The 13711-nt window shown below is 43.6% G+C and carries 7 protein-coding genes; 2 read left to right on the top strand and 5 right to left on the bottom strand.

The annotated features are described in order from the left end of the window. Positions 1–214 precede the first annotated feature (214 nt). Complete coding sequence (locus QZ995_RS08140; protein WP_301805323.1) at positions 215–1264, top strand: hypothetical protein; 1050 nt, start codon at positions 215–217, stop codon at positions 1262–1264. Between the two features lie 129 nt (positions 1265–1393). Here the strand turns inward: QZ995_RS08140 and deoC are convergent, their stop codons facing one another. The 3 genes from deoC to QZ995_RS08125 all read right to left on the bottom strand — a co-directional run bounded on the left by deoC (position 1394) and on the right by QZ995_RS08125 (position 4678). Next, entirely contained in the window at positions 1394–2071 is a 678-nt protein-coding gene (gene deoC / locus QZ995_RS08135; protein ID WP_301805322.1) for a deoxyribose-phosphate aldolase, read from the bottom strand. 33 nt (positions 2072–2104) lie between these two features. Continuing rightward, a complete protein-coding gene (locus QZ995_RS08130) occupies positions 2105–3409 on the bottom strand; it encodes a pyrimidine-nucleoside phosphorylase (RefSeq protein WP_301805319.1) in 1305 nt (434 codons plus the stop codon). 333 nt (positions 3410–3742) lie between these two features. Further along, positions 3743–4678 (bottom strand): sugar-binding transcriptional regulator, encoded by a 936-nt coding sequence (locus QZ995_RS08125; RefSeq protein ID WP_301805317.1) that lies wholly within the window; start codon positions 4676–4678, stop codon positions 3743–3745. A 142-nt stretch (positions 4679–4820) separates the two neighbouring features. Here QZ995_RS08125 and QZ995_RS08120 point away from each other — a divergent pair, with 142 nt between their 5' ends. Next, entirely contained in the window at positions 4821–5603 is a 783-nt protein-coding gene (locus QZ995_RS08120; RefSeq protein WP_301805314.1) for an alpha/beta fold hydrolase, read from the top strand. Positions 5604–5838: 235 nt separating this feature from the next. Here the strand turns inward: QZ995_RS08120 and QZ995_RS08115 are convergent, their stop codons facing one another. Both QZ995_RS08115 and QZ995_RS08110 read right to left on the bottom strand, forming a co-directional pair. Further along, entirely contained in the window at positions 5839–9105 is a 3267-nt protein-coding gene (locus QZ995_RS08115) for a non-ribosomal peptide synthetase (RefSeq protein WP_301805311.1), read from the bottom strand. Between the two features lie 16 nt (positions 9106–9121). Beyond that, positions 9122–13666 (bottom strand): non-ribosomal peptide synthetase, encoded by a 4545-nt coding sequence (locus tag QZ995_RS08110; RefSeq protein WP_301805308.1) that lies wholly within the window; start codon positions 13664–13666, stop codon positions 9122–9124. Positions 13667–13711 lie beyond the last annotated feature (45 nt).

The raw sequence follows: 13711 nt of genomic DNA, 5'->3' as shown, positions 1-13711 counted from the left end.
TATGAAACATCCTTCCCTCTATAAAAGTATTCCATTTATTGCTTTTCGTTTTATTTCTATGATAACGAATCTCATTATTTGAGTAAACAAATTTATTTAATAAGTATAAAAATCAAGCTGTTGTTCTGAATGAACAGGCTTCCCTCATAGACTGATATCAGGATATAACTCCTTGTCTTCTTCAACATTTTTCCAACAAGAAGGAAGATGATCAATGATAAAAAAAACCTTTCGTGTCACGTCCTTACTTACATCCTCAATGCTTGGGGCGGGATTTCTCAGCGGTTATGAATGGTTGCGGTTTTTTACTTACTATGGCACCTGGGGTTCCATTGGTTTAATGTTGGCTATTGTAGCGATGACTTGGATTCTGTATGAATCTCTTCACCTAGCCTATCGAAATCAGCTATTCTCCCTGTCTCAGTTTTTAGCCCACCTTATCGGGCCACAGCTCACTCATGTATTTGGTTTCTTTACAGCTCTCATCATCATTTTATACAGCGGGATCATGTTAGCCGATCAAGCACTCTTTTTGGAGCAGACAACCTCCCTATCATCACTGCTTGGTTTACTTGTTTTCCTGGTGCTTGTCTTTATTGGCGCTAGGCTCTCCAACTCCTCCTTGGCTAAAATAGCCGCAGGGTTCATTTTGGGAGCTGTCGTCATTGTCTTGTTTTTATATCGCACTCAAACTCATATTCCATTACCCAGTCTATCTTATCAGCTAAACCTAAAGTGGCTTTGGAATGGATTATTATTTACTGGCCTGCATCTATTTTTTAGCTTGGCTGTGCTTCTTCCTTTGGTCCGCGAAACAAGGTCACTCCCCTCGTTGCGATTTGGCATCGGATTAAGCAGCTTATTGTTTGGTGTTATTGGATTGTTTATTCATTTGCAAATTTTATCGCATTGGCATGATGTTCATACCCATCTCAAACCCATTGTGGAAATTTTGATGGCTCAATTGCCGTATAGTGTGTATGCTTATCTGCCTATAAGTCTCGGACATGTCATTATACTGGCAAGCATTCTCCTGCGGAGTCTAACTGACCCGTTACTTCAAGAGACGCAGGTGAGCGAGCTGCCACTTGTTCTTACCCTAGTAACCTTTGTAGGGATAATATCCTTCTTTGGCATCTTCTTCTCCTTTCTGTACCCCTTGCTTTACAGCACGATCACTTATGTTGGCCTCGCTTTATTAAGCATTCTTTTCGTGCAGTTTAGCGGCAGGCGTAATCCTCCACAAGATATCAATGATACCTGATACTTCGGCTCCCCCTACAACAGCACAATAAGACAGCTAGTGTTTTTTACATGACAAAAAGCGCTTCTCCTTGCAGAAATAACTTCTGGAAGAGAAGCGCTTTTTTTATGAATCCCTATATGCCTTGCCCTAGTATTGTGAGTTCGATACCTCGCCTTTTACAATGGACACACCCGCACTTGCACCAATCCGGCAGGCGCCAGCTTGAAGCATTTTTTCAACATCTGCATAGCTGCGAATACCGCCAGAGGCTTTTACACCTAACTCGGGACCTACTGTTTTTCGCATTAAAGCAATATCTTCTACAGTGGCACCTCCTGTTGAAAAGCCTGTCGATGTCTTCACAAAATCGGCTCCAGCTCTCATGGCTAATTCGCAAGCACGTACTTTTTCTTCTTCAGTGAGCAAGCACGTTTCAATAATAACCTTGACCAGTGCTCTTCCTTTTGCTGCTTCTACCACTGCACGGATGTCTTGTTCAACAAGCTGATCATTTTTATCTTTTAATGCACCTACGTTTATTACCATATCTACTTCAGTAGCACCGTTTTCAATAGCGTTGGTTGTTTCATAGGCTTTCAGCTCAGGAGTGTTGGCCCCTAAAGGAAACCCGATAACCGTGCACACTTTGACCTCCGGAGCTTCCTTCAAAAGCTCCGTGCATAAGCTTACCCAAGTAGGGTTCACACATACGGAAGCAAATCGGTATTCTTTTGCTTCTTCACAAAGCCTTACAATCATGTCTCTAGTTGTATCTGGCTTAAGTGCTGTGTGATCAATATATTTTGCTACGCTTTCTTTGGACATGTATATCCCTCTTTCGTAACTGTTACCAGTTATCTATTCTTTAATCTCACAATAAACCAACGGCAATGCTCCCACTGGGTCCTTGGAGAATCCATATGATTGATAGATACGTTCAATCACCTGATCAACGTCCTGCGTATTACTGTGGATCGTTACAAGCGACTCCCCTTGCTTCACCTGATCCCCAACTTTTTTATGCAGGATCAGACCAACAGCCAAGTCGATTTCAGATTCTTTCGTAGCACGTCCTGCTCCTAAAATCATTGCCGCTGTACCAATATCATCGGCAATAATCTCGGCTACATAACCATCTTCCTTGGCTGGAACCTCTATTGTAAATTGAGCTGTCGGCAAACGCTCTGGTTGATCGACAACGCTAGCATCTCCGCCTTGCGCGGCCAGGAAGGTTTTAAAGGTTTCGAGCGCTTTGCCGTTTGCGATCACTTCTTCCAGCTTGGTCCGTGCTTCTTCCAGACTTGCAGCTTCACCTGCTAAATAAACCATTTGAGAGCCTAAGACTAAGCAGAGTTCACGCAGATCTTCTGGGCCTTCACCTTTTAACGTGTCAATTGCTTCCTTAACTTCTAAAGCATTTCCGATTGCAAAACCAAGCGGCTGACTCATGTCAGAAATAACCGCCATAGTCTTACGCCCTACTTGGTTACCGATTTTAACCATGGTGCTAGCTAGTTCTTTTGCATCATCTAGCGTTTTCATAAAGGCTCCGGCGCCTGTTTTTACATCCAAAACAATGGCATCAGCACCGGAAGCAATCTTTTTACTCATAATCGAGCTTGCAATTAATGGAATTGAGCTTACTGATCCTGTGACATCACGCAAGCCATATAGTTTTTTATCAGCGGGGGTAAGATTACCGCTTTGTCCAACTACGGCCACTTTATTTGTGTTAACTAAACGGTTAAATTCTTCATTATCAATCTCGACATGAAAGCCTGCTACTGCTTCCAGCTTGTCTATGGTACCGCCTGTATGTCCTAGACCACGACCAGACATTTTTGCTACAGGAACACCTACTGCCGCAACTAGCGGAGCAAGAACCAGCGTTGTAGTGTCACCAACCCCGCCTGTGCTGTGTTTGTCTACCTTTACACCTTCTATAGCGGACAAATCAATCTGATCACCTGATTCAACCATGGCCATCGTCAGATATGCTGTTTCTTCCGGGGTCATCCCCTGAAAGTAAATCGCCATAGCTAAAGCAGACATTTGATAATCCGGAATAGATCCATCCGTAAAACCCTCAACGATAAAGATAATCTCTTCTTTGGTCAGTTCTTTCCCATCGCGTTTCTTTTCAATTAAATCGACCATTCTCATATTGATCACCTGCTGTTTCATTATGTATGTTGACAGCTACTACCGTGAGATTACCTACTTCAGTATCTCCATCTTCACCTTACCAGCCTTATGAAAAAATGTCAAATCTCGTTTGAACATTTGTCCAATTCGTATCATATACAAATGGAGCCCGATTCAGAAGGTAGCAACGGGTTGCTGTCTTTAAAAAGGGTAAGCACCTATTTTAAGGCATTTTGTGAAGATTACAAGCAGGAATTTTTGAAAATCAAAAAGAGGCCTGCTCCATTGGCGGAAGCTTGCCTCTTTTTCTTGCAATCTGAAGGTCATTTGAGTTGTTTTGTTCCGTTTTTATTATTTTAATAATTCCTTGGCAGTATAATGATCAGTAACCAAAACATTATTATAACCACCGCGAATCGCCCCTCTAATTGCCTCTAGCTTGGTTGACCCTCCAGCTACTAAAATGGACCGTTCTTTACTCTTGAGCTCCTCTATCGGGATACCAACAGTCCTATTCGTTAGCTCTTCATTTACAATGTTACCCTCCTGATCGTAGAACCGTGAGCAAATGTCGCCAACCGCCCGCTCGGCTAACAAAGCTAAATCATGTTCACTAAAATAGCCTAATCGAAACAATAATGCATCAGACATTACGCCACCTACAGTAAAGATAGCAATGTTAGCCTTTCGTGCTAGTTCCAGCTGTCGTTGTATGTAACGATCTGTCTCCAACGTTTCTTTTACCAGCGCTGAGTCGACGATTGCGGGCAGAGGCAGATAATGCGGTGTAGTGTGATAGGCTTGTCCAAACAAATGTAATACCTCTGAAGCATAGGTATTTGTTTGCGAATGGCTCACACCACCCTTTAATTGCACCACCTGTGCTCCCTGAATGGCTTTTGGCTGCAATTCCATGGCTACTCGGTACATAGTCGTGCCCCACGTAACTGCGATGATATCATGATCTGTGACAACCTCATGAAGATACTGTGCTGTTCGTTTCCCAAGCATTTCTTTAATGAGCGTCTCGTCATTAGTCGCTACTGGTACAATCATAACCGCTTTTAAATTATATTTCTGTGCCAGTTCCAGCTCAATGCGCTGAAGATTTTCCTCTGGGTCCATAATTTCAATGCGCACAATGCCTTCTGCCTTGGCTTGCTGCAGCAGTCTCGACACAGTCGGTCTTGATACACCTAGCTGCTTAGCAATCTCTTGTTGACTTAAATCCAACTGATAATACATTTTAGCTGCTTCGACCATCTTACTAATTTTATTTTCTTCCATATGTCACCCGTACCTTTGCGTCATCTATCAAGACTATACAAGCAAACCCATGTTCTAGCAACCTTCATTAGTCCCCCCTGATGTTTGAAACAAGATTGGCTTGCGCAGATTAGTAATTAAACATGTAAAACGGAGGTATCATATGCCTTACTTTATTGCAAATGGCGCAACCATTCATTACGAGATAAAAGGAGAAGGGCTTCCGATTTTGTGTATACATCCCCCTCTGCTTACAGGCAGCATTTTTTATTATCAGCAAAGAGAGCTGCAAGACCGTTATAAGGTAATTTCAGTGGATTTGAGAGGACACGGCAGAAGCAGTATTTCAGCCCATCCCTTTACCTATGAAGGAATCGCTTCTGACTTACATCTATTATTAGAGCATCTCTGTATTGAACAAGCCGTCCTGTTAGGCTATTCTACCGGTGGCTCTATCGCATTAGAAATGATGTTAAAAAGACCTCAGCACATCAGAGGTGCCATATTATTAAGCGGAATGGCCCACTGTAGAAGTCCCTATCTTCATCGATTAATTACGATTGCTGAAAAGCTGGCTCGACGGGGTGCTCTACACACATTAGCAATGGTGACTGGCTCAAGCAATGCCAATAATTTCTTTACGTTTATACGAAATTATCGCGATGCCATAAAAGGAAACCCAATAGGGATTGCCGACTATTATCAGTATGCTGCTTGCTACGATGTGCTGGATCGCCTCCATGAGATCAAGCTCCCCATTCTTTTATTAACGGGTGAAAAGGATGGTCATTTTACCTGCTTTGCACAGGAAATGGCTTCTCAATTACCGATGGCAAAAATTCGTTCCATTCCCCGTTATAAGCATCAGCTCCCCACTAAAGCTTATCACGAGGTGAATTTATTGGTTCATCAGTTTATTAACAGCTTTTGCCTTCAGTCACAATAGCAGTTACCAGCATCAATAGATAAAGGGATGCTTCATCAGCGTAAAGGACCGATGCAAACACAGGAATGCAAGTCATGAACCTTTGGCCCTTACCAGCGGTACTGGCAAGCACCACACTATCCAAGCGTGCATTCGGCCCGTTAGCATATAGAATTATGAAAAAACCGACTGCAGGCTGTACAGATCCCCCGCGGTCGGTTAGCTTTTCCTCGTTAGATTACATCGATCATGTCCCTCATGATGTTAAAGCCTTTGCAATAGCAATCTGCAGTAATTGGGCATTTTGCTTTGCAAAAACCTGTAGCATTTCCTCGTGCTGACCGATCCCCTGTTGTTCTGTATAGGAGGTGGTGGTGGCTTCGTTCCAAGCATCCACTCCTGCTGGCAGCGTAGTTATACTCTCTGATTTTAACAAACAGATCGGAGCCGCTATTTTCCCCTTATTAATCAATTGCTCGTAATACTGGTGGTAAGCTTTTGTTTTGTTTACAAGCCCATCGCGTACCCTGTGTATATCAAGGTAAGCTGTCACCATCTCATGATTCGCTTCAAGGATAGATTGGACGGTTTTCTCTCGTTCCTCGGAGGGCTGGTTCAGTTCGATCAGCTTACGGTACGAATCAATGAGGAGCAGTAGCGAAACACTTCTGCCTTGCTCCTCCAAAGCTTTGACTACCTCGAACGCCAAATTCCCACCTGCAGAAAATCCCCCTAAAACAAGGGTATCTGTCGGTGCCATTTGCTCAATCATTTCTACATAGCGACTAATTCTGTTTTCACTTTCCATAAAATCAAAGGCATGAACCCGAAAATGATTGAACTGGGAAGCGAACCGGTTGTACATGATTCCGTAGCCTAGCACGGGAGGAAACAGAAAGATGGATTGCTCCTTGGCAGCATGAAAGGTGATCATTTCAGGATATGCATGCAACTGCTGTTGGTCTGAAGGATTTGCCTGATGATCCAAATATCTAGCGATCGCTTCAACAGTAGGCGATTCAAACAACAGCGCTAGAGGAACCTCCATCCCCCATTCCTGAGAAATATGTCCGATCAGTTTCAAAGCATTTAATGAATTTCCGCCGTTTGTAAAGAAATGATCGGCTACCCCCACTTTCGCTATGCCGAGTACATCTTGCCAAATTTTCGCTACCTTTTCCTCCGTATGATTCCGCGGAGCGATGTAGCCAGCTTCCCTAATTACCTCTTGAGGTGAAGGTAAAGAACTACGGTCTGCCTTTCCATTAGACGTGATTGGAATCTCCCTGACAAAAACGAGGTAGGAAGGAAGCATATAAGCTGGGAGTTTTTTGGTTAAAAATGTTCGAAGCTGTTGATCATCCAACTCGCCATTTCTCACCACGTACGCACATAACGCCTGATCTCCCTGCTTGTCGTTGATCGTTAGAACAAGACTTTCCCGCACATCTGGATGAGAAAGAATTGCTGTCTCAATCTCACCAAGCTCCAAGCGATACCCGCGTATTTTCACCTGCTGATCCGAGCGCCCCAGATACTCAAGCTCCCCATTTGGCAGGTATCGAGCTAGATCTCCTGTCCGGTATAATATATCTTCTGTCTTGTAAGGATGAAAGATGAATCTGTCCCTTGTCAGATCTGCCCGATTCATATACCCTCTCCCAACCCCATGTCCCCCAATGTATAATTCTCCCGTTACTCCCATAGGGACCAGCCGTTTCTTAGAATCGAACAGATAACAACTCAATGTAGGCAACGGGACTCCAATATTGCTTCGATTTGTTATCAGCTCCTCATCTGTCAGCTCCTTATAAGTAACGTGCACAGTGGTTTCTGTTATCCCATACATATTGATGAGACGGGTAGATGGATAATGCGACTGCCAAGGGCGAAGCAGCATGGGTTGCAATGCCTCTCCTCCCAAAATCATATACCTTATCTGCGGTGATAGACCCTCCAGCTTGGTGAGTCTGATCATTTCGTCTTGCAAAGCGTATAGGGCTTTTGGCGTCTGATTTAAAATGGTTACCTTCCGATCAATCAATAGTTTGGCAAACTTTGCAGGGTTTTGTACAACCTCTGTTGGTACCAAAACTAATTCACCGCCATAGAGCAACGCCCCATACATTTCCCATACCGAAAAGTCAAAGCAATAGGAATGAAACATGGACCAAACATCTCGTTCATTAAAATCAAAGCAAGACGGGGTATGTCGTATTAGCTGGACAACCTGACGATGCTCAATCATGACACCTTTAGGCTTTCCGGTAGTTCCAGACGTATAAATGATATAGGCAAGCCGATGCGAGGTGTTGGTGCACAAAATATTTTCGTTATTCCCACGATATATTTCGGGAGCTTCTACATCTAGAACCGTACAATCAAATAGCTGATCCGTTATACATTCTCCGGTTGTAAGTAAAAGAGTAGCTCCACTATCTGCTACCATATACGAAATCCGTGACTCGGGATAATGCGGATCGATTGGCACATAAGCTCCTCCCGCTTTCAAAACAGCAAGGATAGCGATGACCATGAGCGGCGATCTATCCAAAAGCAGAGCGACGCGATCCTCAGGAGCAATACCTATATGCTGTAGCCTTCGAGCGAGCTGATTGGCTTTTTGGTTCAGCTCCTTGTAAGAGATGCTTTTCCCCTGATGCCAAACAGCAATCCGCTCGGGGTGAAGAGTTACCTGATTTTCAAACAATTGATGGATGGTTTTATCTCGTGGAAAATCACATTTCGTATCCCTATGAAGCAAGGTGTTTTCCTCTGCCTGAGTCAGTAGGCTGAATTCGCTCAGCTTGTCGTCCGGCTGACTTAGCATCTTGCTGATCATGATCTCTAAGTGACCTGCAATCTGCTTAATCAGTAACAAGCTATAACATTCGACTTGATATTCTAATTCAAGGGTGATTTGATCTGGCTGTCGGAGAAAATGAAATTGAAGTCCAGTTGCTACTAGCTTTGTGTAATCCTTTTCTTGAATGGAATCAAGGCGTACAACAGTTGGGCAAATGGGGGTACTATCCGGTGCTTTGTTGAATGAAAATAGCTCGGCAATCGCCTGAAACGGGATATTTTGATGATCATTAGCTTCAAGCAGACTCCCTTTGACCTGCTGTAACCATTGTTTGCAAGTTAGGTCATCATCTCTTGTCGCCGTCACTAATACAAGACAGTTAATGAAATCATTTTTTGGATCATTCTGCCGAAAAACAGGCATTCCCACAACAACGGTTGGCTGTGCCGTATATACAGCAAGCAGGGCTTTAACAGCGGCTAACAGCACTGTAAAAAGGGTATAATCAGAGCCTCCGCTAAGCCTGCATAATCGGTTACTCATTTCATGCGTAAATGTTTTTTGAAAATATGCCGTTCTGTTGCTCCCCCTGCCTAAGGAAAGACCATCAGTTGGAAATGCAGATAAAGCTACATCTTCTGTGCTCTTCTCTCGCCAGAAATCCCATTCCCTTTTCCAATGGACAAATCTCGCATCATGGGTTATACGAGCCCTCATCTCAGACTCCCTCCCTCTAAAAATGAAACTCAATTGTATCGGTCAGCATGTTTGCAAGCTGAGACGGCTGGTTTTTTATGATTACATTCTGAAGTGGCTGATCCAGATTTGCCAACATGTCTTGCAATAAGGTGAGATAATCCTGAGAGAGCATTGTAATGGTTTGTGTCTTAAATAAATGAACTGCATATTCCCATTGAATGAGAAGTCGTTTTTGTCTTTCTTCTGCCTTTAACGCTAAATCAAATTGCGCTACTTGCAGCTTTGCTTCGAAGGGCACTATCCTCAGTTCTCGAAGCTGTGCTACTTGCCAATCATTTGAATTTTGCATGCCAAATAGTGTATCAAATAACGGATTTCGTCCGAGGTCACGCGCTAAGCCTAGCTTTTCAATCAGCATTTCCAAGGGATAATCCTGGTGATCATAAGCATCAAGGAATCGATCTCTTACTTGTGTTAAAAACGTGCGGAAATCATCATGTGGATGAACCACACAGCGAATAGCCAACGTATTTACAAACATTCCGACCATTGATGGTACGTCAGGATGCGCTCTGCCTGCAATCGGGACCCCTACAATGAAATCATGCTGTCCCGTGTACTTATAAAGAAGCAGGTTATAGACAGCATATAAAAACATGTGCAGAGTTACCCCATTTTCAGCCGCCCTCTTATGGATCAATGCGGTCAGCTCCTCGTCAATCCACGTGCTAACCTGTTTCCCCTGAAATTGCTGAATAGCGGGTCGGGGAAAATCCATAGGAAGCGCCAGAGTTGGCAATGGCTCTTTTAAAAGGGATAACCAAAATTGCTCCTGTTGCAAAAATAATGCTGAATCCCTAAATCGCATACTCCAATCGGCATATTCTTTATATTGAATAGAAAGCGGTGCAAGCTCCTCCCCCTGATAAAGGGCAAACAGCTCTTGTAGAAGAATAGCCACGGAGATACCATCTGCAATAATGTGATGCAGCTCTAAGATGAACAAATAATGCTCTGGCTTCGTTTGAAACAATCCTGCTCGCATTAAAGGAGACTGGTGTAAATCAAGCGGTTTTTCAAAATATTGAAAAGCAAGGTCCAGCTTATGCTCGTCAATCTGTTCGAACAGTAAAGGAAAAGAGACGTTCTCCTCTACCCGCTGCACAATCTCACCTTGCACTACAGCAAAGCTAGTGCGCAGAGGCTCATGTCTATCTATGAGCTGTTGGAAGGCTTGCCGGAGTGCCTCCACGTTCAGGTTCCCTTCCAGCCAATACATAACCGGAATATGATAGCTTTTTCCCACGCTTTTATATTGGCTTACGATATACATTCTCTTTTGTGGTGAAGAGGTTTCGTAATAGTCCCTTTGGTTTAATGAAAGCAACGGCTCATAAGCATGCTGTTGCTTTTGACTTTGTACATATAAGGTGGTTGCCGCTACGTTTGGATTCTCAAAAACCTGACGGATCGGAATGCTAACCCCGTATTCCTTCTGGATTTGCGAGCACAGTAGCATCACCTTAAGGGAATGACCGCCGCGCTCAAAAAAATTATCATAAATGCCGATGGAAGTCACTCCGAGTACATTTGCCCAAAGCGATGCCATTCGGGCCTCATCTGTATTCCGAGGAACCCCTGCTTCTTTTGTTGAGTAAGTGGACTGCGCAGTTGGTGTCGGCAGTAATGAATCGTTGATTTTGCCGTTCTGATTAAGGGGCAACTGCTCCATCATGAAATAGAACTGCGGAAGCATGTAATCTGGCATCACTTGCTCTAAAAAAGAGCGTATTTCCCCCTCTTGCAAAGCCATTCCGTGTTGTTTGACAACATAGGCTGTTACTATCACATGACCTTGGTCGTTTGTAATAGCACGCACTACCGCTTCCTTTACTTTCTCAAGTGTCAATATACATGACTCAATTTCCCCCAGCTCAATCCGATGCCCGCGGATTTTGACCTGATGGTCGCTTCGTTCCAAAAATTCAAGGTTCCCATCAGGGAGTAATCTGACAATATCACCTGTCCGATATAATCTGGCTCCAGAGATAAAAGGATGCGGGATAAATTTTTCGGCTGTCAGCTCCGGACGATTCAAATAACCGGATGCAAGCCCCAGTCCGCCCAAGCATAATTCTCCCGGAGCACCGAGCGGTTGCAAACAATTACCGGGCCCTAATACATAAGAGGACGTATACGATAGCGGTTTGCCAATAGGCAGATTTATCATTTCATCAGATAATTGATTTATTTCATAAGAGGTGGCGCAAACCGTTCCCTCCGTTGGTCCGTATACATGAAACAGCCTGGTATACGGCAGCTTCGCTATTGCTTTACGAGCATGTTTAAGCGATGCGCGTTCACCGCCAAACAAAAGTAATCTTATCCCTTGTAAAAAGTCTCTTTCCTCATCTATTAGCAAGTTGAAAAGAGCAGTCGTCACAAACATGACAGATACTTTTTCTTCTACAATGATTTGTCCCAGACGTTCCAATTGTAAAATGGTTTCTTTGCTTGGAAGAAAGAGCTTCGCGCCATGTAGCATCGCCCCAAACAAATCAATTATAAAGCCATCAAACGTATAAGGAGACAAAGAAAGGAGAGTGTCCTGCGAAGTTATGCCAAAATCCTTGAGTTCTTCACAAAATGCTGCCATATTTCTCTGACTGATACCTACCCCTTTAGGCAGTCCTGTTGTTCCTGAGGTATACACGATATAGGCAATGTGGTCAGGATCAGCCTCGACACCCGTATAACTGCAACTGGTCGGCTGGAATAATCCTTCCTCAGCAACGAACACTGCTTCCTCATGGAGAAGCTCAAGACCTTTTGAATATTGCTTTTTGTCTGTTAGCAGCAGAGACGCTTGTGCATCTTCAACCATATATCTCATGCGAGACAAGGGATAATCTGGATCGATTGGGAGATAAGCCGCTCCTTGTTTGACTGTCGCCCAAATGCTGACAACCAGCTCCCAGCCCCGTTGAAATAGCAGCCCCACAATACTGCCTGGTCCTATCCCTTTTTTGTTTAACGCAAGAGCTAGCTGATTAGCTCTGTTGTTTAATTCTCTATAGGTAAAACGTTGCTCTTCTGTAATTAAAGCGATCTTATTTGGATGCTTCTGAACCTGTTTACCAAACTGTTCAACAGGAAGCTTCCCGCTAAGCCAAGTTGTGTTATTGCTCATCTCCTGTTCTCTAGCAATCTCTTTTTGCTGCTCTATTTCTGTTACAAGGCTCATCTCCGCTACCGATCGTTTAGGCTGACGCGCCGCTTGTTTTACTACCATCAGCCATTGATCCTTGATACGTTGAATAAAATCTGTAGGATATATCTGCTGATTGTACGAGATTTGAAACGTCAGTTTTTTCCCTGGCATGACTAGGATGTTCAGATCATAGTTTGTACGCTCAAATACACTTATCCTTCCAATTTGGAACCCTAATCGTTGCCCATTTTCATCCTCAACGCTCTCAAAAGGATAATTTTCAAAAACAATAAGGTGATCAATTAACTCTGCCTTGTCCGCCTGACTTCCTTTAATTTCATAGAAAGGAATATATTGGTGCCTCTCAGCTTGGAGTACCTGCTCTTGTAATGCTGTGACCAATTCTAAAAACGAGCTCTCCTGATTAAATCGAACGCGAGTCGGAACAACGTTAATGAAAGGTCCGATCATAGCTTCCACGCCTTCCAGCTCGACAGGACGCCCTGAAACAATGGTGCCAAAGATGACATCATTTTTGAGATGATAGCGGCTGAGCAAAATCGCCCAAGCCGCTTGAATAGCCGTGTTTATCGTAAAGGAATGCTGACTGGCTAACTCATGTAAGGCAAATGTATCCTCCTCGCCCAACACGAACGTTACCTCACCTGATATATATTCTTCGGCAGAATTTTCTGCTCTATTGCCTCTCCTTCTCTGTTCTTTAAAGGTGATCTGTCCCTCAAATTCGTCCAGATAGGCTTTCCAATAGGCCAACGAGGGCTTTTTGTCTTGGGTCTGCAGCCACTTAATATATTCCTTGTATGGTTTAACAGCAGTCAGAGAAATCGGTTGTACCAAGCGACTCGATTCATAATAGTGGAAAAGCTCAGAAATGACCTTGCCTAAGCACCAGCCATCTAGCAAAATATGGTGATAACTCCAAATCCAGATATATTCTTCCCTGCCTGTTATAAATACCGCCATCCGCATTAACACGTCTTTTGACAAATCAAAGCCTGTTTCTCTGTCTTGCTGTTTGTAGGCTTTGATTATGCGTTCCTGCTCTTCCCTTGCCAGATGGGAGATATCCTTCTTACGGATCGAAAAATCACGCTCTCTTAAGACTACCTGCACGGGACGTTTTACTTTTTCATGAATAAACACCGTGCGAAAGATATCATGACGATTACATAACCTTTGAACGCTTTGTTCCAGCAAATCAACCTGAAAAGGGCCTTTAATGGGAATGCTCATCTGCTCCACATAGTAGCTTTGCTCCGGATGAAGCAATGTATGAAACAGCATTCCCTCCTGCATAGGTGACAAATAATAAATATCCTGCACCTGATCCTGCTGAAATGTACCCATATTATATTTCACCTCGCCTTCCGATTAATTCCAGTCCGCTCTTCC

This window comes from Brevibacillus laterosporus (assembly GCF_030489605.1).
Classification (GTDB): domain Bacteria; phylum Bacillota; class Bacilli; order Brevibacillales; family Brevibacillaceae; genus Brevibacillus_B; species Brevibacillus_B laterosporus_E.
This window is presented reverse-complemented; position numbering and strand designations above follow the sequence as displayed.

What these genes read in the sequence shown, in the direction of transcription:
- QZ995_RS08140 (WP_301805323.1), top strand. Translation starts at nt 215, where the DNA reads ATGATAAAAAAAACCTTTCGTGTCACGTCCTTACTTACATCCTCAATG.
- deoC (WP_301805322.1), bottom strand. Translation starts at nt 2,071, where the DNA reads ATGTCCAAAGAAAGCGTAGCAAAATATATTGATCACACAGCACTTAAG.
- QZ995_RS08130 (WP_301805319.1), bottom strand. Translation starts at nt 3,409, where the DNA reads ATGAGAATGGTCGATTTAATTGAAAAGAAACGCGATGGGAAAGAACTG.
- QZ995_RS08125 (WP_301805317.1), bottom strand. Translation starts at nt 4,678, where the DNA reads ATGGAAGAAAATAAAATTAGTAAGATGGTCGAAGCAGCTAAAATGTAT.
- QZ995_RS08120 (WP_301805314.1), top strand. Translation starts at nt 4,821, where the DNA reads ATGCCTTACTTTATTGCAAATGGCGCAACCATTCATTACGAGATAAAA.
- QZ995_RS08115 (WP_301805311.1), bottom strand. Translation starts at nt 9,105, where the DNA reads ATGAGGGCTCGTATAACCCATGATGCGAGATTTGTCCATTGGAAAAGG.
- QZ995_RS08110 (WP_301805308.1), bottom strand. Translation starts at nt 13,666, where the DNA reads ATGGGTACATTTCAGCAGGATCAGGTGCAGGATATTTATTATTTGTCA.